At 37.5% G+C, this 23,039-nt stretch carries 27 protein-coding genes and 1 pseudogene; 23 read left to right on the plus strand and 5 right to left on the minus strand.

What is annotated here, in order from left to right:
- The first annotated feature begins 30 nt into the window (after positions 1-30).
- The 10 genes from RBB48_RS22045 to RBB48_RS22090 all read left to right on the plus strand — a co-directional run bounded on the left by RBB48_RS22045 (position 31) and on the right by RBB48_RS22090 (position 9,269).
- Positions 31-273, plus strand: coding sequence for a hypothetical protein (locus tag RBB48_RS22045; RefSeq protein WP_000523223.1), 243 nt, complete (start codon positions 31-33; stop codon positions 271-273).
- On the plus strand, positions 273-1,016 hold the full coding sequence (locus RBB48_RS22050) for a hypothetical protein (RefSeq protein WP_306008076.1): 744 nt from the start codon (positions 273-275) through the stop codon (positions 1,014-1,016). Before RBB48_RS22045 ends, RBB48_RS22050 begins: the two co-directional genes overlap by 1 nt.
- A gap of 19 nt (positions 1,017-1,035) precedes the next feature.
- Positions 1,036-4,122 (plus strand): DNA primase small subunit domain-containing protein, encoded by a 3,087-nt coding sequence (locus RBB48_RS22055; RefSeq protein ID WP_306008077.1) that lies wholly within the window; start codon positions 1,036-1,038, stop codon positions 4,120-4,122.
- 23 nt (positions 4,123-4,145) lie between these two features.
- On the plus strand, positions 4,146-6,572 hold the full coding sequence (locus RBB48_RS22060) for a bifunctional 3'-5' exonuclease/DNA polymerase (RefSeq protein WP_371878387.1): 2,427 nt from the start codon (positions 4,146-4,148) through the stop codon (positions 6,570-6,572).
- A 3-nt stretch (positions 6,573-6,575) separates the two neighbouring features.
- A complete protein-coding gene (locus tag RBB48_RS22065) occupies positions 6,576-6,851 on the plus strand; it encodes a hypothetical protein (RefSeq protein WP_306008079.1) in 276 nt (91 codons plus the stop codon).
- Positions 6,811-7,071 carry a hypothetical protein gene (locus RBB48_RS22070; RefSeq protein ID WP_277616915.1) on the plus strand — a complete coding sequence of 87 codons (261 nt, stop codon included), beginning with the start codon at positions 6,811-6,813 and terminating at the stop codon, positions 7,069-7,071. The genes RBB48_RS22065 and RBB48_RS22070 overlap by 41 nt, the downstream gene beginning before the upstream one ends.
- A 25-nt stretch (positions 7,072-7,096) precedes the next feature.
- Positions 7,097-7,462, plus strand: coding sequence for a hypothetical protein (locus tag RBB48_RS22075; RefSeq protein ID WP_306008080.1), 366 nt, complete (start codon positions 7,097-7,099; stop codon positions 7,460-7,462).
- 97 nt (positions 7,463-7,559) lie between these two features.
- Entirely contained in the window at positions 7,560-7,934 is a 375-nt protein-coding gene (locus tag RBB48_RS22080; RefSeq protein WP_306008081.1) for a hypothetical protein, read from the plus strand.
- Positions 7,935-7,938: 4 nt separating this feature from the next.
- Positions 7,939-8,478: a dUTP diphosphatase gene (locus tag RBB48_RS22085; RefSeq protein WP_306008082.1), complete on the plus strand. Its 540-nt coding sequence runs from the start codon at positions 7,939-7,941 to the stop codon at positions 8,476-8,478.
- A gap of 14 nt (positions 8,479-8,492) precedes the next feature.
- Positions 8,493-9,269 (plus strand): hypothetical protein, encoded by a 777-nt coding sequence (locus tag RBB48_RS22090; RefSeq protein WP_306008083.1) that lies wholly within the window; start codon positions 8,493-8,495, stop codon positions 9,267-9,269.
- 652 nt (positions 9,270-9,921) lie between these two features.
- On the opposite strand, the gene RBB48_RS22095 is transcribed toward RBB48_RS22090, so the two are convergent.
- A complete protein-coding gene (locus RBB48_RS22095; protein ID WP_306008084.1) occupies positions 9,922-10,254 on the minus strand; it encodes a phosphoglycolate phosphatase in 333 nt (110 codons plus the stop codon).
- A 458-nt stretch (positions 10,255-10,712) separates the two neighbouring features.
- Between RBB48_RS22095 and RBB48_RS22100 the strand changes: the two genes are divergently transcribed.
- On the plus strand, positions 10,713-10,925 hold the full coding sequence (locus RBB48_RS22100; protein WP_306008085.1) for a hypothetical protein: 213 nt from the start codon (positions 10,713-10,715) through the stop codon (positions 10,923-10,925).
- Between the two features lie 473 nt (positions 10,926-11,398).
- A complete protein-coding gene (locus RBB48_RS22105; protein ID WP_306008086.1) occupies positions 11,399-11,662 on the plus strand; it encodes a hypothetical protein in 264 nt (87 codons plus the stop codon).
- A gap of 95 nt (positions 11,663-11,757) precedes the next feature.
- Here the strand turns inward: RBB48_RS22105 and RBB48_RS22110 are convergent, their stop codons facing one another.
- Complete coding sequence (locus tag RBB48_RS22110; protein WP_306008087.1) at positions 11,758-11,973, minus strand: spore germination protein; 216 nt, start codon at positions 11,971-11,973, stop codon at positions 11,758-11,760.
- Positions 11,974-12,117: 144 nt separating this feature from the next.
- Here RBB48_RS22110 and RBB48_RS22115 point away from each other — a divergent pair, with 144 nt between their 5' ends.
- The 4 genes and pseudogenes from RBB48_RS22115 (at position 12,118) to RBB48_RS22130 (ending at position 13,396) form a co-directional block, all read left to right on the plus strand.
- Entirely contained in the window at positions 12,118-12,435 is a 318-nt protein-coding gene (locus RBB48_RS22115; protein WP_306008088.1) for a transglycosylase, read from the plus strand.
- Positions 12,436-12,451: 16 nt separating this feature from the next.
- Positions 12,452-12,877, plus strand: a pseudogene (locus tag RBB48_RS22120) (hypothetical protein); the annotation flags it as partial.
- Positions 12,878-12,915: 38 nt separating this feature from the next.
- Complete coding sequence (locus RBB48_RS22125) at positions 12,916-13,197, plus strand: AbrB/MazE/SpoVT family DNA-binding domain-containing protein (protein ID WP_306008089.1); 282 nt, start codon at positions 12,916-12,918, stop codon at positions 13,195-13,197.
- A gap of 1 nt (position 13,198) precedes the next feature.
- The gene (locus RBB48_RS22130) at positions 13,199-13,396 is read left to right on the plus strand and encodes a hypothetical protein (RefSeq protein ID WP_001294615.1); all 198 of its coding nucleotides are present in this window, start codon (positions 13,199-13,201) and stop codon (positions 13,394-13,396) included.
- A gap of 195 nt (positions 13,397-13,591) precedes the next feature.
- Here the strand turns inward: RBB48_RS22130 and RBB48_RS22135 are convergent, their stop codons facing one another.
- Positions 13,592-14,794, minus strand: coding sequence for a protein kinase family protein (locus RBB48_RS22135; RefSeq protein ID WP_306008090.1), 1,203 nt, complete (start codon positions 14,792-14,794; stop codon positions 13,592-13,594).
- A 275-nt stretch (positions 14,795-15,069) separates the two neighbouring features.
- Between RBB48_RS22135 and RBB48_RS22140 the strand changes: the two genes are divergently transcribed.
- The 4 genes from RBB48_RS22140 to RBB48_RS22155 all read left to right on the plus strand — a co-directional run bounded on the left by RBB48_RS22140 (position 15,070) and on the right by RBB48_RS22155 (position 17,884).
- Positions 15,070-15,402, plus strand: a complete 333-nt coding sequence (locus tag RBB48_RS22140) for a hypothetical protein (protein ID WP_306008091.1) — start codon at positions 15,070-15,072, stop codon at positions 15,400-15,402.
- A gap of 112 nt (positions 15,403-15,514) precedes the next feature.
- Complete coding sequence (locus tag RBB48_RS22145; RefSeq protein WP_306008092.1) at positions 15,515-16,009, plus strand: hypothetical protein; 495 nt, start codon at positions 15,515-15,517, stop codon at positions 16,007-16,009.
- Positions 16,010-16,533: 524 nt separating this feature from the next.
- The gene (locus RBB48_RS22150; protein ID WP_306008093.1) at positions 16,534-16,914 is read left to right on the plus strand and encodes a hypothetical protein; all 381 of its coding nucleotides are present in this window, start codon (positions 16,534-16,536) and stop codon (positions 16,912-16,914) included.
- A 406-nt stretch (positions 16,915-17,320) separates the two neighbouring features.
- Positions 17,321-17,884 carry a recombinase family protein gene (locus RBB48_RS22155; protein WP_306008094.1) on the plus strand — a complete coding sequence of 188 codons (564 nt, stop codon included), beginning with the start codon at positions 17,321-17,323 and terminating at the stop codon, positions 17,882-17,884.
- A 194-nt stretch (positions 17,885-18,078) separates the two neighbouring features.
- On the opposite strand, the gene RBB48_RS22160 is transcribed toward RBB48_RS22155, so the two are convergent.
- Positions 18,079-18,522 (minus strand): hypothetical protein, encoded by a 444-nt coding sequence (locus RBB48_RS22160; RefSeq protein ID WP_306008095.1) that lies wholly within the window; start codon positions 18,520-18,522, stop codon positions 18,079-18,081.
- Positions 18,523-19,167, minus strand: coding sequence for a S1 family peptidase (locus RBB48_RS22165; RefSeq protein ID WP_306008096.1), 645 nt, complete (start codon positions 19,165-19,167; stop codon positions 18,523-18,525).
- A gap of 146 nt (positions 19,168-19,313) precedes the next feature.
- On the opposite strand from RBB48_RS22165, the gene RBB48_RS22170 reads away from it, so the two are divergent.
- From RBB48_RS22170 to RBB48_RS22180, 3 genes are read left to right on the plus strand one after another with little or no spacing between them, the layout of a single operon-like run.
- Positions 19,314-19,742 carry a phBC6A51 family helix-turn-helix protein gene (locus RBB48_RS22170; RefSeq protein ID WP_001086032.1) on the plus strand — a complete coding sequence of 143 codons (429 nt, stop codon included), beginning with the start codon at positions 19,314-19,316 and terminating at the stop codon, positions 19,740-19,742.
- 16 nt (positions 19,743-19,758) lie between these two features.
- Positions 19,759-21,474 (plus strand): phage terminase large subunit, encoded by a 1,716-nt coding sequence (gene terL, locus RBB48_RS22175; RefSeq protein WP_306008097.1) that lies wholly within the window; start codon positions 19,759-19,761, stop codon positions 21,472-21,474.
- Positions 21,475-21,490: 16 nt separating this feature from the next.
- Entirely contained in the window at positions 21,491-23,008 is a 1,518-nt protein-coding gene (locus RBB48_RS22180; RefSeq protein WP_306008098.1) for a phage portal protein, read from the plus strand.
- Positions 23,009-23,039: the final 31 nt, after the last annotated feature.

Below are 23,039 nucleotides of genomic sequence, written 5' to 3' on the forward strand. Positions count from 1 at the left end.
CTCATTTCTTTAGCAAAAGAGGTGAGGTAAGTGGGTTTGAAAGAAACCGGTCAAAAAATCGTTAAAAAAGTGATAAGGGTGTTTGCAAGAGGATCCGGTAAAAGTTTATCTCTTCAACGAGGAATCCCGATAATGGTTGAGGTTCCGGAATACGATTCGAAAGATTACGAGATTTCTTATAACAGAAAAGTAACCTATCGAAAAAAGAAAAGCCAAGCAAAACGAAAAGCATGGAAAAAACATGGCCTACAGGGGCGCGGGAGGAAAAAATAATGACACAAGAAACAAATCAAAATGAAGTAGTGGTACAAAATAACGCGGTGGCGAAAAGAAACGATGGTAGCAATTATATTACAGCTATTTTAGAAGAAACAAAGCAGGGGTTTGTTGAAGCGAATAACGGTCTCGATATGGATTTTGTCCGTATGGGTGAATGGTTAACAGTTAACAAGAAAGGTAATTTTGTAGAAAAAGATGATGAAAATGTAATGTACGGTGACAACATCGATGTAGTAATCGGATACGGTGAACAACGCTGGTCGGTATGGGGTAAACAAGATTCTCCTGAAGATGGTCAGTTGATTGTGGCAGAAAAAACAAAAGAAGATGCGGAAGTTGTATTCAATCAATGGTTAGCTGAAAATCCACAAGCAGAGGAACGATATGAACTAGATGATATTCAGCTTCGTTATATGGCGTCAGTTGTTCCGGTATCAACTTTAAGCCCTGACGACTTCCCACGTATCTACTTAATGAGCTTTAGCCCAACAGATACAATCATTTTTGGTCGTTTTGCAATGAGTGTATATACAGGGAAATTTAAAGCTCTTGGTGTCCCATCTAAATTAGGCGTCAACAAAATAGTTACGCGCTTAGTAACGACAGAACGTAAGAGTCGTACAAATGCGAGTCAACAATGGATCGGTATTGACTTCCAGCCTGTAGGTATATTCAAACCAGAAGACTACGGAATTAATGTAGAAGAAACAGAACAAGCAGAAAAAGCTTCAGAATAATTAAGGAGGGCGTCTACAAATGGCAAAAAAGAAAGATAAAACAAGTGAATATCAATATGTAGACGCATGGTACAGCAATCAGAACGGTAGAAGCATTCCGTGGAAACGAATCCCTTCTTCTGAAGTGAAGCAATTCCAAACGGGAGAGGCATTCAATTTCAATTGCTTTGCTACAGTTCAACGATTTGCGAACGACACAAAAGTAAAGGGGGAGGCATTTATTGCTCCCCTATATTTTGACCTTGACCATGCGGAAGACCCATCAGTCAGCCAAAAGGATGCAATAAAGCTGGTGGAATTTTTTACAAAAGAGATGGACATTCGTGAATCGGATATGTGGATTTACTTTTCTGGATCAAAAGGATTCCACATCTTAATAAGCTCCGATGCGCTCGGTATTGAACCGAGAAACGACCTTCATAAAATCTTCAAACATATGGCTGGGTACTTAGTTCATCGACTAGGACTCACGTCCCTAGACTTAGTGGTGTATACAGAGAAGCGTATGATTCGTTTACCGAACAGTATGCATCAAAAAACAAGCCTGTTTAAAACAGAGGTTAGTGTAAATGAACTAAACAAATTAACGCTAGAAGAAATTAAAGATTTAGCAAAAGCACCAAGACACGCTGACGATCTACCTTATACGGCAGAAGAACGTAAAAAGGCAATGAAATACAGACCTCGTACGGGGTATTTACTAATAAATAAGACAGAAGAATATGAACAAGCTGCGGCAACAAGTGCTCGTAAGTATACGAAAGAAGAATTCCAATTTAAGAAAGACAAACCACCGGCATGTGTCGTCGATATTTTAAATGGCGGCTGGAAAAAAGACGGTGACCGAAACCAAGCAACAGTACAGCTGGCATGTTACTTCAAAGACGCTGGCTACACGAGAGAAGAAACGTTAAAAGAACTAGAGGAGTGGGTACTTAAGTTCACTTCTGAGGATAATGAGTATGGTAAGCAACAACGTGTAGCAAATACGAGAAGTGTGGTTGACGCGGTATACAGCGGTGATAATACATACAAATTTGGTTGTGCGTTTATTCGTTCACTACATGGCGAAAAGAAACCAGGCAGCAAAGAATATGAACGTGTAGCGTGTGCCGGTGATATGTGTCACTGCATTAAGAAAAATGCTGAAGAAGAGGAAAATGCAAAGCTACTCCATTTAGCAGAGACAGGTAATGCGGACCTTACTGGAAAGCTTGTAAAAACTCGCGTCATGGTTGCAGGTAAAAAGCATACACCTTATATCATTCCGAAAAACATTGAGTATCATTGCTGGGGCAGAGAAAGTTGTAAAAAAGTACATTGCCCACTATATGACATCCATACGCATACAGGATACAAAGACCTGGGCGTCAGTGATCGGGAAGTTATTCAAATGACAGGTGTAGGTGACGATAATATAAAAGGCATTTTACGAGAAATATCTGGCATTCCGAATTGTCCAAAATACAATACAGATATTTTAGAAAACATGAACGTGGAAGAGTTACTTGTAATCCCGATGGCTGAAGAGGATGACGAAAAACAAGAGCAGCATAAAGGGAATTATGTACTACGAAAAGTGTACGCCGTAAATGGACTAAACGTAAGCGAGAACAAGTACTACGAATTAACTGGTTATGTATACCCGCATCCAAAGAATCAGGAGTCCACACTACTTGTAAAAAGTGCGACACCACTTCAGGATGTGGTTGAAAGTTTTGAGTTAAATGAGCAAGTAAAAGAAGATTTAGCGACGTTTCAGCCGGCAGATTATACAGCAGAATCGATTGAACAGAAGCTAGGAGCAATTTGTAACGATTTAACGTACAACGTAACTCACATTGTAGAACGTGATGAGACATTACTTGCAGTATTGCTAACACTTCATAGTGTTCTGCGTTTTAAAGTACCGTGGGATTTAAATCCGTTACGCGGATGGGTGGAACTAAAAATAGTTGGTGATACAGGTACAGGTAAGTCAGCGCTCATTGAAAAGGTAATGAAATATGCAGGTCTTGGTACTCGAGTAAATGCGGAAAGTACGTCTCGTACAGGTCTAACGTACAAGATGGAACAGTCAGGTGCACAAGGTGCGTGGTACATCGTTTGGGGTGCATGGCCATTAGCTGATAAAGAAATGATTTGGATCGATGAAGATACAGGTATTACGAAAGATGATTATGGTGAAATGACACTTGCGCGTTCTGATGGAAAGCTAGAGGTAAAACGAGCTGTAACAGCTGAAACACCTTGCCGTGTACGTGCCATCATGTCAGGGAACGTACCGAAAGGAAAACGGCTTGCTGATTACTCTCAAGGAGCCGAAAGTTTAAAAGATATTTTCAATAACGAAGATATACGCCGTTTTGATTTTGCGGTCTTTATGAGAGCGAGTGATGTGGATCCTGAATTGTATAACCAAACACTTGCTACGTATCCATCAATCATACAGAAGGATACTTTGAAAAATAACATCTTATACGCTTGGTCACGTAAACCAGAGGACGTGTTATTTACAGACGGTACGATTGATAAAGTGCTGGAGGTTGCGACAGACCTTGCAAAAGTATATGGAAATGCGAATGATATACCACTTGTTTCTCCTTCAGATCAGCGGAATAAAGTAGCACGGTTAGCGGTTGCGCTTGCAGCTCTTACACATTCAGTTGATGAATCAGGAGAACGGATTCAAGTTTGGCCAGGACATGTTGAGTTCATCGGGGAGTACTTAAAAGCGTTATATAATGCTCCGGGTTGTGGCTTAAATTACTATGCTCGTTTGGCTATAAAAGAAGAAGAAATGACAGAAGAAAGATATCAGAAGTTTACGGCGGACTTGAAGAAAATCGATACGTTAACAGGTGAAATGAAATTCTATGAGTTTATCAAACTATTTGCTCAGCAGAAGTACTTGCGACTTGGTGATGTGGAGGCAATGCTGTCAATCGATAAAGAAGAAGCGAAAGCAATTGTAAATCAATTAGCGAAAATGAGGATGATTCTTTTAACGAGCGGTGGTTATCGAAAAACGCCACGCTTTAATGCATACATTGCGTATTGCATGAAGAAAGGTCTCTTTGATCATATACAAGATGAGTACTACTAATTATATGGACAAGCACTATAAATATGACTGGAAGTGAAAATATGAAACTCGGAAGCTTATTTGGAAGACCCAAAACATTAGCGAGTAGTAAAAAACAGGTACAGGTAAAAGAATCAAAGTTAGCGGTAGAAATGGAAAAAAAGAAGGAGCCAGGGCAATTCGATATTGTTTGGCCAAAAGTGGAACCGCAGCAAGTGAAAGACTATAAAGCGATTCTTACAGTCTCAGAGTTAAAGACATACTTAGAACGTTGTATACAAACAGGTAAAGCAGGATTCGACTGGGAGACTGCGGCAAGTGAAGAAATTAGAGCGCATTATAAAAAGGCGTTTGAAGATATAGAAGAAGCATATGCTGCAGGGGTTATTGATGAAAAAGAAGCGGAAAGCAGAAGAGAGAGTCTAGAAAAAGCATATCTAAAAACTCCATTGGATCCGTGGAAAGGTGAAATTTGTACGGTGTCCTTATCAGCAGCACCACACGAGTCAAGAGTTGTTCCAATCTCACATAAGATTGGCCAAGTATTTGAACCAAGTATGGATAGAGATGAAGCTAGAAAACTTGTACTAGATTTACTTGATGAGTACCTATTTAAAAATGAAAAGGTATTAAAGATTGCAGTTAACTTATCTTTTGAAACGAAATACGCGGCAAAGTACGGTAAGTACATTTTAGGAAAAGTAGCTGATCCATTGATTATGTGGGTGCGATGTTTACAAATTGCAGCACCTCAAAAGATTAATAACCCAAAAAAACCTACAAGCGGATGGGGACTCAAACCAGCTACAAAACACATTTTTGGTGTAACGATGAACGACTTCTCAGCACTTTTAAAGAAACACAAAGTTGATTTCTTTGATGAGATTGATGCGAGTAAGGGGGAAGGATTACTTTATTCAGTTGAAGATGCTGATTATGCACTGCAGCATTACGAATATTGGTCTCAAATTGCATCTCAAATTCCGCGATATGAGGAATGGCTCCATAAGATAGAAATGCCCTTCACACGTGTTATTGGGCTTATGGAGTACTGGGGAATGACTTGGGACCCAAACCTTGCAACGCAAAAGAAACAAGAAGCGGAAATTATGCAGGAACAAGCTGCTGAACGTATTAAGCAAATTGCAAAAGAAACATTCAATGTTGATATAAACACTGGCAAATCAGGTAAGACAAATGAAGTGAAAAGTTTAATGTTTGATTACTTAAAAATACCGGTTGCCAAGTATGGAAAAACAGGTGCGAGTCTTGACCAAGAGGCGCTTATCGATATGGCATTTATGCTCGAGAACAAGCTGAATGACATCGATGAGGAAAAGTACCTCAGCTTTTCATTACCTGAAAATTGGGAAAGTATTGATCCGGAAAAGGATCCTACATTAGATAAACTAGAACGCGGGGCAATTCGTATCGCGAAACGTGAGCCACACCCTTATAAAGAACAAGCACTGGAAGTTATCGATCAGCTGAAGAAAATACAAAAATACACGACACTACTTTCTTCACATATTGTAGGACGGGAAAAGTACCTGAACTTTATGAGTGGACGGATTCATGCAGGGTACAGTCCGTTTACGGAAACAGGACGTTTGAATAGCTTTAATCCAAACGGACAAAACGTACCGAGACCTGATAATGATGAATTTAAGATAAGAAACTTCTTTGTACCAAAACCAGGAAAGGTATTATTCTTTATTGACTTTGCAGGTTTCGAGCTTCGCTTAATGGCATGGAAGTCAGGCGATGAAGTCATGACGGAATTGTTTAATACAGGCGGGGACATGCACCGTAGAACCGCGTCTGTAATGACTGGAAAGCCTGAGGATGAAATTGTAAAGAAAGAACGTACAGATGCAAAGGCGGGCAACTTCGGTATCTCTTATGGCGGAACTGAGCACGCTTTACAGTTCACATTTAAAACAAAATACATGATTCGTAAAACATTAGATGAATGTGCGCAGATTGTGAATGCTGTTAAAACAGCGTACAAACGCATACCTGAGTATCAACGCAAGATTGTTTTAGAAGCACGGGAGCAAGGCTATGTACAAACGATTTATGGATATATGAGATTACTACCTGGCATTAACAGCGCGAATAGAAGGGATCGTGGCTCAGCTGAGAGACAAGCGGCAAATACACCGGTGCAAGGTAGTGCCGCTGACATTATGAAGAAAGTACAAAATGAAATTTATGAATCTATCGGTAAACAAGAAGGCGTACTTTCTCATGGAAGTGCCGATATGATTGCACAAATTCACGATGAAATCATTTTTGAAATAGATGATGATCCGGAAATTGTAGTTGCAGTAGAAAAACAAATTAAACAAGTTATGGAGCAACCTCCAGTACCAGGATTTCCAGTTCCGATTGAGGCAGAAGGAAGTGTAGGTTATCGATGGGGCGAGAAAATGAGTGTTGAGTCCTGGCTTAAACAAAGGGAGGAATAGCATGTGGGAAGAGGAGAGGGACCACGTAAATCATTATTTACAAAGCGTCATGCAACAGCATTACCACGTGTAAAACCAGCAAGAATTGTGGGAAGCATTGCCGGAGAACCGTACAACATGGTTTGGGTAGTAAGTTCATTAAGAAAAGATAAAAAGACTGGTGTTTTAGACCCGGTACCACAGGATCCATACGCAGAATTGTTATTCAAGAGTTGTTTTAAGAAATGGGGGAAAGACGATGAACGAGAAATTAAATCGTCAACAACGCCGAGCGAGTGAACGTGAACGAAAGAAGACAAGGGAACGTCAAAGTTTTCACCGAGGTGAAGTGCAACAAGTATCCCTTTTATCGTATAAAGATGGACGGACATTAGCACTAAGAGCGGTAAAAGAAGTATTAGGGCTGGGTCCCGTACGTTTAGAGCGTGTGCAGAAGCGACTGGAAGAATTAGAAAACGAGAATTTCAATGAACTATTTTTAGAGCATTTAAGAAAATAAAAAGCTGTAGAAAGGAAGTGTAGTTGTGGGTGGGAGACAGCAAGGAAAGGGGTACGAAAATCGGAAAAGTGATCGGAAGATGGAGAGATTAAAACGTGAAATGGTTAAGCAAAAAAGAAAAGTAGCAAAAGGTGAGCCACGAAGGGCGGTAGTGTACTTGAACAATTCGGAGCAACAGTTAAAGGATGTAATGCAAGAAAATCGAGATTTGCAGTTGAAAGTGGATTTATACAAATCTCAGGTGAAAGTGAAAGACAATTACGCAAAACGTGTATTAAAAGAAAATAACGAATTACGGGAACAGATTAAAAATTTACGTAAAAAGTTTTTAGCAGTAGTTGTTTCTTATATGGTGGTAGCGGTCATTGTTAGCTTTGTGATTGCTAGATAAGAAGGGAGCGGTTGAGATGTCTATAGTGAAAGACAACGAGTTCTGGAGAGAAGTTTATTACTACATGGAAGAGCATAATTGCTATAAGGATGAGGCTGTGACGGTGATAAGTCAGCGTCATAAAAAAGATAGAGAGAATCAAGATCCAATTTATAAGGCCTTTTGTCAGCTCGTTAATCAAGGGATGTCAACAGCCAGCGCGGGTTACTTAGTAAATTTAGCAAAAAAGAGAGCTGCAAGTTCCCGAGGAGGGATTTCGGCTCAACTTAAATCACTACTAGCAATGCATAAGTTCACTGGGATGTATCTTACACCTATGAAATCAAACTATCATGTGTGTCCTCAATGCCACAAAGATAGTGGTGAAGTGATAGAGGTAACAAAAAGTCATTCTTTACAGCAACTAGAACGTGTCCGTTGTAAATGTGGATGGAACGGATTTTGGAAAGATTTACAGAAAAGGAGTGTCTAAACATATGAACATCATTCATTTATTCCAGCTTCAAAAAGAGCTTGATAACAAGATTGTAGAAAAACAAGGTTTGCAAAATGTGCCGTTGTTTCAGGAAAAGAAGTTATCATTTCGTGATGAGTTAAGTGAGTTACTTCATGTATGGCGCGGTCATAAGTACTGGAGTGAAAATAACAAACCGATTACGAAAGCTGTACGTAATGAAGGTCAAATGATGGAAGAGGATAAGGAGTACTACAATCCGTTGTTAGAGGAATTTGTAGATGCGCTTCACTTTGCATTATCGATTGGGTTAGAACGTGAATGGAACAAATATATCGATGCTTTTGTAGTACGTACAAACAAAGGTCATTCAAAAACAGAAATTATCGATGTATTTAACGATTTATATGAAAACAAATTGTGGAACGCAGCACACTACATGACGCTGATGAATGACTTGGCGTACTTAGGAGCAGCACTTGGATTTTCGGCTATTGAGATTTATAACGCGTATATCGAAAAAAATAAAATCAATCATGATCGTCAGGCATCCGGGTACTAAAAGGAGGCGGAACGGTGGGGAAAGTTATTCTTTGGACAAAAGAGGAAATAGCGTATCTGGAGGATTCCTGGGGGACATACAGCATTAAAAGTATTGCGAAGAAGTTAGATCGCACTGTAAATGCCATAAAACTAAAAGCAAATCGTATAGGGTTAAGTGATCCACGGTTACATTTCAGTGGGCTTACAGTGCTCCAATTAGCAGATGTATTACAAGTAAGTTATAAAACAATCGAATCGTGGTATGAAAGATTCGCATTTCCTATAAGACTAAAGCTATTTGCAAAAACTCAAAAAATAAAGGTTGTTTACTATAAGGATTTTTGGGGTTGGTTAAAACGGCATAAGCAGGTAGTTGATTTTTCAAAGGTTGAATATGGAATTTTAGGACCTGAACCAGAATGGATGAAAGAGAAACGTGATGCGGATGTGTATAGAAGGAAAAAAGAGAGAGAGCCTTGGACCAAACAAGATGAATTATTACTAAAAAGTATGGTCAAAGCGAATTGCTATACGTATTTGGATATCGCGAAACGTCTCCAGCGAACAGAAAGTGCAATAAAGAAAAAACTGGAGGAGCTTGGGATCTTCGAGAGACCTGTAGAAAGTCAGGCATCTTATACAGAAGATGAAATACGAATTAGTTTAGACCTATTTGAAAAAGGTTACACGGTAGATGCAATTGCAGAAAGGTTTGGGAAAAGTGCATTAACACTTGTTGGATACTTAGAAAGTAAGGGGTATCGGTTTAAGGCGAAAACGGTGATAAAACCGGAGAACGTCGTATTTTAGATTTCAAATAAAAAAGGCTAGGATTTCTCCTAGCAAAAGGGTTATGTCGTACAGAAAGGTACTTGTTCGCAAACCAGGTGTTTGCAAATTCATTATATAACGTTTCTGGTGTGGACAGGCTGAGTCGTAGCAATCTTTAAGTAAATTTTACATGGTATTGAAGATTTTGAGGAAAATCAAATTTAAATTTTGTTTAGAAGCGAGGTGATTAATATGAAACACTGTGATTTTTGCGGGTTTGCAGAAGCTACTACAACTATTGAACTTGAAGATATTAGTTGGGACGTTTGTGAAATGTGTGCAGCGTTAGAAGAAAACTAAACAGAAGCGTTATTTGAATAGAAAATGGCAGGTAATTGACTAAGTTACCTGCCGTGTGCCTAAACAGTCCGGAGGGGTAAAGCTCCGTTTTTAAAGAGTGTAGTCATGGGAAGTTGACTTGAGGATAGTGTGTGTAATGTAAAAAAGATTATTCGTAAAGGGGCATGAAAAAAAGAGTACATATCAAATATGTACTCTTGAAAAAAGGAGAACCCTATGAGTGATAGTACTTCATATGCTTGTCCAGCTAAAAGGTGAAAAGTTTTTAATGAAATAGTTGTTTTAACTTAAAGAGTATCCAATCTTTAGTTAAATACTCCTTGGTTTAGTATTAACTTTCAGATGTGTCTCTAATTGAATAGTTATCACTAAAATTTACAATAGCAGAAATTTTATGTTGTTTATTGTTAATGGCATGCCCATATAGATAAATTTCATTAGTTCTATATTCTTTTGAAGGGTCAATTCTTTCAATTACAATATCAAGATTTTTATCTTTTTTAAAATATCCGACAGTTACTAGTTCAGCAGTTTCTTGTACTTTTGGCCATTCTTCATTATATTCTTTTGGAATGTAATGAGACGACACAAAAATTATAAATAGAATAGGAATAGTAAGAAAAGCTATACTGACAATTCCGTAGCGCAATAAGTTTCTCCCCATCACTTTTCACCTACCAATGTTGTTTTATTTAATGAAGTCAATAGTCTGTATAATAAAACAACATTAACCAATTTACTATCAATTTAGGTGACATTAGCATTACAGATTTGTAAGGTTTATAAGAAAAATGGATCGATGAAAATGTAACAAAATAGTTATTTTATAACCCAAAATAAAAGAATCCGTTTGTTATAAACGGATTCTTCACACAAGGTCTGCAAGAAATTCAAGGTGACTGGACGAGAGTACTCTATGGAATTCCTTGCAATAATAATGTATTCAAAGGAATCAAAAAGGTTAATGGAAATTAAACGAAATTCTTATTTAAATAAAAAAGAGCGCATTTTAAGGCGCTCTATGACCAAGATTTATATTGAAAAAAAGGTGCACATGGTATTGTATGGATGTTTTTTACGGCGGTGCAACTTTTAAACAAAATCGTTATTTGAGAATAAGAGGTGGAATTGTTGGACAAATATCGGAAATTATATGTATCGCTAAAAAATGAAGATGAGCTGATAACGCTATTTAGCAAAGAAAGTTTTAGCGACATTATAGATATGTTGAATGAGGAAAAATTTATAATGCTTTTTGATTTAAGAAACGGATTGTACTTACCTTGTGCGCTAAATACAGATCATATAACTGTTGTTTTCAAAGGAGAAGATTAAAACAAAAACGCTATTTGGTATGTAAACGCAAAAATAAAGAGCACCTGACCAGGGTGCTCCGCCCATTACAATCCATAACAATATATGTGATTTTTACCTAGTGGTGATAAATTCAGATGAAAATTTATTGCACACAACAAAGCAGCCAGCTTAATTAGCTAACCACTTGTTGTACAAAAGAAAATTAGGCCCTACAAGTAAATGATATGTAACTTTAAGTTACAGCTATAGTATGAGCAGAATTAAAAATATTATGTGGGAGTGAAAATAAGCTAAATAAAAACTTCATTTTAAACAACAAAGCAGCTAGCCGAAATAGCTAACTGCTCCGTTGTACAATTTTAGAAGTTTCAATCGATACGGATATATGTTGTAACAAAAAGTTACAACTATAGTATAAACAAATATCAAAATATTATGCAGGTAAGAAAACTAAACAAAAATTTCATTTTGTAGAAAAGTGAGGTGTTGAAATGAAAGGCTCTACAAAGTACCAATTATTAAAAGATGATTTCGATCATGCTGTAAAACAAATTGAACTGAGGAATAAAGAAATTGAACTTCTTAGAGCAGGTCGTGATTCATCTATACACGAATATCGCCAATTGTTTAACGAACGGATGAAACTTAAAGAGGAAATTGAGTTTTTAAAAGATGATGTTCAAGTAAGGGATGAACATATTGAAAGACTCGAGAAGGAATTACAGGAATATAAAAGAGCAGCTAACAAAAGTTAGCCGCCAAGCCCTCGGGTATGAAGGGAAATCAGAAACTGTATATACATTATTAACAGAATACTGGGCTTTATTCAGGGGGAGAGGAATGAGTAATTTTAGTTTGCTACTACTTGATCTTGGTCTGCAACATCAGCATCGAATGTGTTTGTTGCACTAACGCCGCTAAAGTTATTGGTAATAAAAGCATTATTTGATGAACCTGAACCATTATAAGATTTTGTATTTTCTTTTGGAGAGACGTTATAAAAATCACCTAAGTTGAAAGAACCGCTACTGTTTTGTACGACAAGATTTCCAAGAATAGCTGGCATAGCTTTCACCTACTTTTTTAGGAAGTATTTTAATTAGTATATGGTGTATGTGTCTAGAGGTTCATTTGAGTTTGAACATTTAAAGTTATAGCTTATGAAAAACTTAATAAAATAATAATTTTGGACGAAAGAAGAGGGAAAAAAATGAAACCCGTAAAAGCGAAATGTGAAGTATGTGAGCACGTGTTTAGTGTCCAGATGCTCACAGCACGATTATTGAACCGTGTGGACAAGCACTATTTCATTTGTCCCAGTTGTAAAACGGATTTTGTAAGTTATTATTCGAACCGTGAAATGAGACAGCTGCAGAAAGAAATTTCGAAATTATACAACGGTTTCCGTAAATGTTATACAAAGGACCAGGCAAAAGTGATTCAGGCAAAAATCGATAAAAAAGATTTAAAGTTTAAGTGGCTACGAGATAAATTACGAACGGAAATTGAAAATAATTTACCAAATTAAAGGGGGATGAAGTTATATGAATATACCTAAACAACTGATGATTGGTAGCGTTCCGTACGAGGTGGAAGTAGTAAAAGGATGGATTGATGAAAAAGAAAACGGAGAAGTAAGAATTGCTGAAGTAACGTATCACGAACAACATATCAAGATTTCGGATAACGTAACAAAGCATGAAGGGCAAATGAAAAACGTACTTCATGAGGCGATTCACGCAATGCTTTATGAATATGGATTTGATCGTTTAAATAAAGAAGCAAATGTAAATGCATTAACTACAGTCTTTTTCGACTTTATTAAAAATAATATTCGTGGTGGTGTTTCCAGCTTTGTAGGCGCTAGTAATTACATCGAGATTAAGCCGGTACTGAAAACAAATTTAGAATTTTACGACTCTGATGCGGAGCCTGCTAATCTAAGATTAAAAAAAGAAACAGAAATGTATAGACGAAACCAACAATTCTGAAAAGGAGCTGAAGAGAAATGAAATCAACAGGTATCATTCGTAACATTGATTCATTAGGACGTATTGTGGTACCAATGGAATTGCGTCGCACATTAGGCATTCGAGTAAAAGATCCGGTGGAGATTTTCGTAGATGGTGAATCTATTATTCTACAAAAACATAATCTAAATGGTTCTTGCCAAATTACAGGTGAAATTTCTGACGAAAATATCGAATTAGCTGGCGGAAAACTCGTATTGAGTCCTGAAGGGATCGACCAAGTTTTAGCGGAAATTGACGCGTATTTTAAGGGGCGATAAGATGAGCGAACCGAATAAACAATATACAAATATCGAACTGGAAATGATTCTGGATAACTTTGTAAAGGCATTACCGATGCAAATGCGTATGCAGCGTGAAATGTCAAAAGTATATAAAGCACGTTTCGATGCACTTGTTTCGGAAGGTTTTACGGAACAACAAGCACTGGAAATCGTAAAATCACGAGGTATAGAGTGAAAGGTTCGGAAGCGATCTTACGAGCGATACACCAGGTAGGAGGAGAAATCCCGGCTACGCAGTTCGATACGTTGTTGGGACAACTCTCTCAGTTAGGACTACTGGAGCAAGTCACGAAAGATGATAATCATGTTTACTATTATCGGCTTACTGATAGCGCGAAACAGTTTTTAGCGAAGAAGGGCGTAAAAAAAACTATTGTTTACTAAAGTACCGGACAGTAGAAACGAGTTGACTAAAGGATTCACGCATTTCTTGCACACTTTTGTACCGTTCTTCAATATTGCGATTAATTCCTTTAGCGACAAAGTCTTGGAAATGTGTGTTTGGGTAAGTACTTATTTGCATTTTTGCAGTAATAATAAAATAAATCAGCCTGGTTAAAGCGTAGATTTCGTGGTGTTTTTTATAATTTGAAAATCCAACTTCCGCTAGTAGAGGGTCATTGAATACACCTTTTAGTTCAGTATATTGGTTTGTAAGTTGACTGTCTTCTAATTTTACTAAACCAAAATCGGAAACTTTAATGATTTCAGTATCCTCATAAGTTTTAACTAAAATGTTTGTTGGACTAATATCTCTGTGCAAAATATCCTTTCCGTGAAGATATATGAAAGCTTTGAAAATTTGTTGGATTAAACTGTTTCTTTGTGAAAAAGTCATGGAATTGTTATTTTTTAATATGTAGGAATACAATGAGTCATTTGCGTATTCCATTATGTACTGACGATTCTCATCATCAAATTTGTAAACTTCTAAAATATAAGGCGACTTTAATTTACGCATTTCTAAAAATTCAGTTCGAAATCTATCATATTCGGTTTCATTTAAATTTTTACGAGCCTTTTTTACAGCAAAAAACTGGTTGTAAAATGTATCTTTATATTTATGAACTGTTGCGTATGATCCTTCGCCAATTGTTTTTAAAAGGAATGGAATTGATGCGCCGGATCTAGTAACGGATACACCAGTTTGCAGTTCGAATATTGGACCCATTTCTATTATGTTTACTGGCTTGAAATTTGCGGGGATGGTGCTACCATCACTGGATTTAAGAAATTCTTGGCATTCATTAATTGTGCGTTTGTAATAAGTGCATAGATTAAATGCTACTTCGGTAGTAGACAAATCTACTTGAAACTTGTTAATCGCATTGATATATCCAATAAGATTTCTACTTTCTTGGGCAGTATAATGTCCAGTCGGTAACCTGACGTTCAAATGACTGAATAGTTGATTTAATTCGGAATGAAAAAAAGAAAAAATCTCCTTTAACGGGGATGGAACGGTACCGTAAAAGCCTGTATACCGATTGAAGGTATCTTTTCCGTGTAAATAAACTATACTGTTTAACTTGTTATTTAAGAAAACCGAAACATGCTCTGTGATTTTAACCATAATTATTGCTCCTTAAAATGTAAAATAAATACCAGTATTCTAATAATACCAGAAAATTATAAGGGCTAGTCATTATTTGCTTTGAATAATTGGATAATTTGTTTTTAGGCGAGACGTAAGTGAATTATATAGGTTGTATCAAGGAATTAGCCCCACAAGTACCGACTGTCGTTTTAGAAGATGTGATGAACGAGATTAAGGATTGGATTGTGATGATCCGTATATTGAACAACAACTGAGATTCGTGGAATGTGTGGCTGCAAGGAGTAAGGAATATGACATCTGAAGAAATAAGGAATTTAGAAATCGATGGTTTAGAGGTTCCGTTTTACGACGGGTATGTGACGGTACAAGAAGGAGTCGTTACGGGTAAGCTTACCTGGAGTCTCCATGTTGTGGATTATGGGGTAAGTGAATTTTTTGCCACGAACCAGTTACGTGATGTGGATATCGAAACTGAGCAGGGCAATGTATATGCGGGAGAAGGACTGATTATGAAGGTGACTGAAAAACGGTTTCTCTTAGCTGGAAAGTCAGTGCTACGAGGTTATGAGACAACAGCGGCGTGGCACGTGTTTCTGATGCTAGATAAATTCAAAAAAAGATAACATTTGGTGGGCTCTTGTATCATAATTAAGCCTCTTTTAATATAGGTTAAGCACTTTGATAGTGATAATTAATATCATGAAAATTGTAAATAAAATATAGGAGTGGATAATTATGTATAACAATTACTGGAATCCAAATCAAGACATGATGTATCAAAATTCTGTTCCAAATGTAGATCCTAATAATAGCTTTTATCTTAATACAGGTAGAAATAATATGTTTGATTCAAGTAATTTCCACGGTGTAGGTTTTAATAATAATAATCAAATTCAATATCAAACATATCCTACTAATAATGAATTGAAAAGGGAATATAGAATGGACTTAGACGTACCAGTAGGTATGGTACCGCCGGAGAATGATCTTGGAAACGGTTTTTTTCGATTTACATGGGAAAATAGAACCATAGACCGCAAACAAATCTTACCTGTAACCATTCATGCTGGATCATTGAATGTTATAAATGCAGGGTACGGAATACAGGGTTTAGGTGATGCTATGTTAGTTGAGAGTCTTCCTAAAGATAAGAATACTTGGTACATGACTGTGCAAAATTTATCAGATGCTCAAAGAAAAATAGGATTTTATTTAATAGCTAAGCGTTAATCTTTAATCAGATATAATCTATTATCTATAGAATAAAGTGCAATCTGTTTCATTTGAAAAGAAATTCAACATCAATAAAAGAAGAAATCGCTATAGGTATATAGGAGATTGTTACTGAAGGTTATTATATTAAAGACAATTTAATTGCCAACCATAAAAGAAAAAGAATAGACAGTGAGATGAGCGTAGTTAAAGTGCTTGTGGCTTGGTTATAATGTGTGGCACGTGTTTCGAGATTCGGAGATTCACAGCTGTTTACACGAAAACAAAAATATATAAAAGAAAAGTTTTTAGGAGGGGGTCTAATACACTACAGTACTTAAAAAAAGAAAAACAAAATAAAAAAGAACCCCCCCTTAAAAAAATATACCTTATATATATAATATAAATATAAAACTAATAATTATATATTATATATATAGTATTATTTATTAATAGTTATATAGTATGTAATACTATATAACTATTAATGGTTTAAGGTGTTTGTTTTAGGGGTTTGATTTTCTGAGTCAGGAGGTTCGGAGATGACCAGAATTGATGGCTATGTTTCAAAGAAGACAATACAACTATGGCTGGAGAATTACGAATCACTAGCTGTAGGTGATCGGTTCCCTGATGCACCGCCTAGTTTTACTGGACCTGGTGCACTGGATGGGAAAGGCGATGGACGGTTGAATAAGATTGTGCTGGATCAGGCGATTAAACAATTACCGAAGAACATGAAATATATAGTGCTTGCTCGGTATGTGTACAAGATTCCTAGAAGGAACACATTACGGACTATGAATATCACTGCAAAATTGTATTACGCACGTTGTAAACAAGCCGTGGACATATTACACATGACCATTAACGGTGATATGGCAGGTATGGGAATTTTAATAAAAAAGTTGTACGAGGCTTGACAAGGTGGGTTCATAGTAGGTACAATTTATGTTAGGATGGTGAAATTGTGTCCTACTCCAGTACTAAATAATACGCATAGCCATGAGGCCCGTCATTAGGGTATCATGGCTATTTTTATGCCCGTTGGATTTGGCTGACTGTGGCATATATAGTAGGTAGAAACTAAGGTGACTACTGTAGTGGTTATCTAACTGTCGGCAACACGAAAAGTGAAACCGATAGGTGTTTTTATCAGCCGAGCTCGCTGGGAGGAGAATGTCTTTGAAACTCAGGGGGTCATAATCATTCATATCGGTTTCATAACTTAAAGGTTTTGACACCTTGTTATGGGTGTGATAATATCAAGGTATCAAATGGTGTCATAACTTAGTGTCATTAGTTAGAGCCGAAATGGAGCTGATATGAATGAAGTACGGATATGCGAGGGTAAGTACGATTCACCAGGACTTAGAGGCACAGATTCAAACACTGGAGAAGGAAAGCTGCACTATAATTTATTCAGAGAAGTTCACTGGTACTAAAGCTGATCGTCCTAAGTTTAAGGAGTTGCTTTCGATACTGGAGTCAGGTGATACGCTGGTAGTTACTAAGCTAGATCGCTTTGCTCGTTCAACTGTCGATGCAATACAGACAGTAAGAGAGCTGTTTGAAAAAGGTGTAAAGGTACATGTATTGAACATGGGACTGATAGAGGATACACCGACAGGGCGTTTAGTATTCAATGTTATGAGCGCGTTCGCAGAGTTTGAACGTGACATGATTGTTGAGCGAACACAAGAGGGCAAAGCAATTGCCAAACAGCGTGAAGACTTCAGAGAAGGTAGACCAAATAAGTACAGTAAGAAACAAATTGAACACGCACTAGGCTTATTAGCTAATAAGCATTCATATAAGCAAGTAGAAGAAAAGACTGGAATAAGTAAAAGTACTTTAATACGAGCGAAAAAGAAAAAAGAGTCGGAACAGTAATTCCGGCTTTTTCTTTTTTGAAAAAATATATAACCCCCGGGGGAGGGCAAATTTGATTAAGGGCTGGCAGGCACTCGTAACGTTCCGCCAGAATTTTTAAACTCAAGGGGTTAAACAGAATGAGCTTTTGTAAATAAAAACACCTACTGTGTAACTAGTGGGTGTTTTTATTTATAATAATGCTATTCAATAGATTAGTTGGTTTGCATTTCGCACCATGCATTAAGCGAAGCTTTTCCGATCGTCATGAAAATAAGAACAATAGCTGGTGCTATGAAAGAAGCTGCTAGTCCAACCTTTGCACCAATTAAAGCTGATACCATGGAAACAATAGCTGTTTTATTTTGAGGTAATTGAGTTAATTGAGTAAACTCATTTCGCTCAGCGGCATAGTCGGGACTTCCACAAAGTAATTTTTGTACCTCTTTTTTTAGTAAATCGAAAAATTTCTTTTCTGATTTTGGTTGTGCACTGAAGGGAGATGTATAATCAACAGAGGCTTCAAGCCATGCTGATGCCGCTTCTTCATAAGAATTGGAGACAAGTAATTCAGATACTATACTTTTTTGGTAATCTGGTAACGCATCAAGCCATTCTGAATCTTTTTGTTTTTCGAAAAACGAATTTGTAGTAGTCATTTATAACATCCTTTCTATGTATTCTGTAGAAACAGCATGTGTTGTTTGGTGCAATGTTTGAGGGTCAATTCCTCCAAGGTCAATACCGCCTCCAATTGTGGGAACGTAAGCACCAATTAGTATAGCAATAATTGTATTATCTGATTTTCTAATAACAGGTCCTCCAGATTGTCCTGGACGTGCTTGAATGTTCAGGACTAGGTGTTTGGATTTAATTTTTTTAGTGCTAAGTAGAATTTTGGCGCCAACTTCACAAGTTTGTTGGGTCAAGACAATTCTACCCAAGTCAGAGTGTGGGAAACCGAAAACAGTAACCTCTTCGCCCGGTAATATAGCATCAGAATTTCCTACTTTTAGAGGTGAGCGACCTTCAATCCCTTCTTTGAAGGATAGAATACAAACATCTTTTAAAGGGTCTATTTTCTCGATTTTAACTGGAAACACTCTAGACATATCTATTGTGGTATCTTGATAGTTTCCTTGAAAATTATCATTAAGCTTAATAACAAGATCTTTATCACTACCGTTAACAACGTGGGCTGCTGTTACCAGTAGATTTTGTTTATTTATTAGTGTACAAGTACCCAAAGCTTGGTAGGTGTCGTTTATGCGCCTACCTATAGAGAAAACCATGTCTTTTATCATTAAATCACCTTCTTAATATAATTTTAGATAAATTTTACCATAAAGATATAACAATATAAATCAAGAAATTAAATATACGAGTTTCAAGGCAATCGATACTAAATCGGTTGCCTTTTTCTATTTCACGAAGAAAGGGGAGCGAAAGAATGGCTAAGTTAGACGAATTAAAGCAGAAACTCACAGCTAAACAAATTCAAGCGGCGTATTTACTTGTGGAAAACGAGTTGATGGAATCGAACAACGAGGAAAAAAGGACGCAAGATGAAATGGCTAACGAGCTAGGCATAAACCGTACGACACTTTGGGAGTGGCGAACTAAGAATCAGGACTTTATTGCATTCAAGAGCGAAGTAGCAGACAGTTTCCTTGCAGAGAAGCGCGAGCAGGTCTACAGCAAGTTAATGCAGTTAATTTTAGGGCCACAACCAAGTGTAAAAGCTATGCAGTTGTACATGCAGCGATTCGGTTTACTGACTGATAAGAAAGTAATCGAGGGTGATTTAGGGAATGCGACCCGTACAAATGCAGAAATTGAAGAACAACTTCAGAAATTAAAAAAATTAACAGGCGAGTAAAAGGAGGACGGGCTACATGGCATATATAGACGGTAAATGGTTAGCCCGTCAAGAACGCCAGGAACGTATCAATCTTGTAGCAGAAAGAGCAAAGAAATTACAGGAGTTATACGAAACTGGCGAGGCTACAGAATATTACATGGATACACTACTTGCTGACATCGATGAGCTAGAAAAGTTAAAAAGGGTGCACCGTGGGGAACACGACATGCTGTATTTCATGTATGAGTATTTCTCGGAAGAAGGGAATCCAGGTAATCCGGATAACTTAATCCCTGCTGGAGTAACGATGGATGATGCGGCTGAATTTCACGAAACATTATGTGGATTGTTAGATGACATCACAACAGGTAGGGAGAAAAAGAAAAAAGTAGCCTGGAGTGTAGGACGTGGCCATGCGAAAACCGCTTATCTAAGTAACGGTTATTTGTGTCATCAAGTCGTGTATCGATTAAAGCAGTACATTGTTTTGATTTCTGAAACATCGGATGTGGCTGGTGACTTTATATCTTGGGCACGTGATCAGTTAAAGTACAACGAGAAATTACGTGAAGACTTCGGTATTTTGCTTCATGAACAAAAGAGCCGAAATGAAGTAGATAACGATAAAGAATTCGTGACTTTAACGAACACAAAAGTTGAAGCAAAAGGTATCGGGACACAGGTACGTGGTTTACGCCACGGGTCAAAAAGAGTTCAGCTTTACATTTTGGATGATTTGGAGAGTAAAGAAAATACCGCGACAGTTGATTTGATTGCAAAAAACAAACGCTGGTTCAAGGAAGAGTTGCTTCCAGGTTTGAGTCGTCAAGAAGGTGCTTGTATTTACATGGGTACCATCGTTTGTTACGACAGTTTATTGCATCATGTTATTAAAAACCGTCGTGACTTTGTATCAAGATCATTCCCAGCAATTCTGAAATGGTCAGAGCGCGAAGACTTATGGCAAGAATGGCGTGAAATTCGTCAGGTAGATGAAGAGAACGCTTCTGATAAAGCTCGTGAATTTTACGAACAAAACAAAGAAGAAATGCTCCGGGGTACAAAAACATTATGGCCTTCACATTTCCCTTACATCGATTTGATGGAAATTAGGGAAGACGACGGAACAAAAGCGTTTAATCAGGAGTACTTATGTAACCCGACTGACGAGGAAAGGCAGATATTTAAACCTAAATATTTCACGTACTGTACTGAAAGTGATCTAAAAGATAAACAGCTTTTGTATTACGGTGCGGTTGACTTTGCAATGGGGAAAGAAAAAGGTGACTACAGTGTAGTAGTTACACTTGCGAAAAACGTGGAAACAGGTACGTGCTACGTTATAGATATTTTTATGGAGCGTGTGCATCCAAATACATTGTTAGAAAAGGCTGTAGAATACACGCTGGCATATCAATATGAATCAATCGCAGTAGAGGCACAACAAGCGCAGGAGTGGTTTGCTGAGAAGGTTGCTGAAGCGTTGCAAAAGAAAGGGTATCCTTCATCGACTCGCTTAAAACAAATTAAGCAGCGTACACGAAAAGCGCTACGTATTGAGTCATTATTACCTGATATACAGAGTGGTAAATTACGTTTTATGAAACATTTACGTGCTTTATTGGAGCAATTTGAAATGTATCCGATGCATCCGCATGATGATGGTCCGGATGCAGTTCAAATGGCTTTTTCTATTGCATATAAACGTGCAAGACGTAAAGCGGGAACTACAGGAAATTCAAGATATTGAGAAAGGAGGGGCTTGAATGAGAGTACAAGGTGATCGTAATTTTATGAATCCAGTAGAAATTGTAATGCCAGTTCGTACCGCACTCGGCGATTCTGAGTGGACACGCATTATGTCCGAGGTTCGCTTGTATGAGCGTTATGAAGGAGACTTAAACGTATGGTCTGATTATAAAAAACCAGACAATCTCGACTACGAACCTACGAAAATACAACTTGATTATCCTCAAAAAATCGTAAACATGATTGCAGCGTGGCAATTTGAAAAAGAACCGAAAGTCACAGTTCCTCCTGATGTGATAGATGATCCGGCGCTGATGATTCAATCTGGATATGAGCCTAGTGAAGAGCAACAACGCGAAAACAGTAGAGCGAAGGCGAAGGAACGGTTATTAACATGGGTTTGGGATGACAACCGAATGCATGAAAAATTATTAGCAGCAGCGAAAGACAGGGCTATTTCCAAAACTGGTGTGTATGCCCGTCTTCACTACGATAAACGTCGTGGTGAATTTAAGGTTATTTGGCATCCATCGACGGAAGTCATTGCGAAGTATAGCGAATGGGATATAGATCAGCTGGAAGAAGTTCATTTTATTGCGTGGCTTGATGAGGAACAGACGAAAATGTGGAAGTTATCGTATTACTTAATTTGGCGTGAAGAGACTGGTGAGTACGACTGTGAAATTGAAGAGGCTGTATACAACGGTGATTTAGAACAACAAGAAGAACGGGTTAAACGTTCATCTATGGGAATTGATTTTATTCCTGTAGTACCAGTACCGACTGAAAAACTAAGTAAACGTACTACGGGTTATAGTGAACTTGAAAAAACAATAAAGTTGTCTGAGGAAATTGATAAAAAAATGTCTGATTACTCGGATGCGCTCCGCTTTGAAATGTTTGCTATTACGTTGTTAACGAATGTAGATGAGGATCCGAAAAATCCACTACAAGTTGCACCTGGTGCGAAATGGGATTTAGGTGACGGTGCGGAAGATACAGGTGAACCAAGTGCTAAGAAATTGGAAAGTGGATTCCGATTTAAAGAAACCATTGAAGCTTATCTGGATCGATTGCAGAAACGCCTACATGAAAAAGCTGAGGTACCAATGGTGAATACCGCGGATATGAATACAGGCGGTATAAATGACATGGCTGTACAGCTTTTATTCAGTAATATCATTTCCAAAACACAACGATCATGGGTTATATGGCAGTCCCGTCTACAAACCTTAAATGAGTATATTTTACGTTATATGAAAGCTAGGAAGGATGACTCAAAATTCAAATACGATAAAGAAATGTTAGCAAAAGTAGATAACTATTATGCTAGTAAGATTATTTTCGGTTTACCGTTACCGCAAGATCAAAAAGCACTTATCGAACAGTTAGGCGATGAAATTTCAAACGAAATCGAATCAATTAAAGGTGCGATTACGAGAAGTGGTAAAGAAAATGCGGAACAAAAGTTCATGGAGATTATGCAAGAGCGGATGTTGAAAAGACAGTCTCAGGATCCGTATAACGAAAAGTAATACTTGCCTTACGAAATGGCGCTATAAACTT

It is taken from the genome of Bacillus sp. MMSF_3353, from assembly GCF_030733445.1.
Lineage (GTDB): Bacteria > Bacillota > Bacilli > Bacillales > Bacillaceae_G > Bacillus_A > Bacillus_A wiedmannii.

Bases quoted from the DNA above. Each gene is read 5' to 3' on its own strand.
- RBB48_RS22050 (WP_306008076.1), top strand. From the start codon at position 273: ATGACACAAGAAACAAATCAAAATGAAGTAGTGGTACAAAATAACGCG.
- RBB48_RS22055 (WP_306008077.1), top strand. From the start codon at position 1,036: ATGGCAAAAAAGAAAGATAAAACAAGTGAATATCAATATGTAGACGCA.
- RBB48_RS22060 (WP_371878387.1), top strand. From the start codon at position 4,146: ATGACTGGAAGTGAAAATATGAAACTCGGAAGCTTATTTGGAAGACCC.
- RBB48_RS22070 (WP_277616915.1), top strand. From the start codon at position 6,811: ATGAACGAGAAATTAAATCGTCAACAACGCCGAGCGAGTGAACGTGAA.
- RBB48_RS22085 (WP_306008082.1), top strand. From the start codon at position 7,939: ATGAACATCATTCATTTATTCCAGCTTCAAAAAGAGCTTGATAACAAG.
- RBB48_RS22095 (WP_306008084.1), bottom strand. From the start codon at position 10,254: ATGGGGAGAAACTTATTGCGCTACGGAATTGTCAGTATAGCTTTTCTT.
- RBB48_RS22105 (WP_306008086.1), top strand. From the start codon at position 11,399: ATGAAAGGCTCTACAAAGTACCAATTATTAAAAGATGATTTCGATCAT.
- RBB48_RS22110 (WP_306008087.1), bottom strand. From the start codon at position 11,973: ATGCCAGCTATTCTTGGAAATCTTGTCGTACAAAACAGTAGCGGTTCT.
- RBB48_RS22115 (WP_306008088.1), top strand. From the start codon at position 12,118: ATGAAACCCGTAAAAGCGAAATGTGAAGTATGTGAGCACGTGTTTAGT.
- RBB48_RS22125 (WP_306008089.1), top strand. From the start codon at position 12,916: ATGAAATCAACAGGTATCATTCGTAACATTGATTCATTAGGACGTATT.
- RBB48_RS22130 (WP_001294615.1), top strand. From the start codon at position 13,199: ATGAGCGAACCGAATAAACAATATACAAATATCGAACTGGAAATGATT.
- RBB48_RS22135 (WP_306008090.1), bottom strand. From the start codon at position 14,794: ATGGTTAAAATCACAGAGCATGTTTCGGTTTTCTTAAATAACAAGTTA.
- RBB48_RS22140 (WP_306008091.1), top strand. From the start codon at position 15,070: ATGACATCTGAAGAAATAAGGAATTTAGAAATCGATGGTTTAGAGGTT.
- RBB48_RS22145 (WP_306008092.1), top strand. From the start codon at position 15,515: ATGTATAACAATTACTGGAATCCAAATCAAGACATGATGTATCAAAAT.
- RBB48_RS22150 (WP_306008093.1), top strand. From the start codon at position 16,534: ATGACCAGAATTGATGGCTATGTTTCAAAGAAGACAATACAACTATGG.
- RBB48_RS22155 (WP_306008094.1), top strand. From the start codon at position 17,321: ATGAAGTACGGATATGCGAGGGTAAGTACGATTCACCAGGACTTAGAG.
- RBB48_RS22160 (WP_306008095.1), bottom strand. From the start codon at position 18,522: ATGACTACTACAAATTCGTTTTTCGAAAAACAAAAAGATTCAGAATGG.
- RBB48_RS22165 (WP_306008096.1), bottom strand. From the start codon at position 19,167: ATGATAAAAGACATGGTTTTCTCTATAGGTAGGCGCATAAACGACACC.
- RBB48_RS22170 (WP_001086032.1), top strand. From the start codon at position 19,314: ATGGCTAAGTTAGACGAATTAAAGCAGAAACTCACAGCTAAACAAATT.
- terL (WP_306008097.1), top strand. From the start codon at position 19,759: ATGGCATATATAGACGGTAAATGGTTAGCCCGTCAAGAACGCCAGGAA.
- RBB48_RS22180 (WP_306008098.1), top strand. From the start codon at position 21,491: ATGAGAGTACAAGGTGATCGTAATTTTATGAATCCAGTAGAAATTGTA.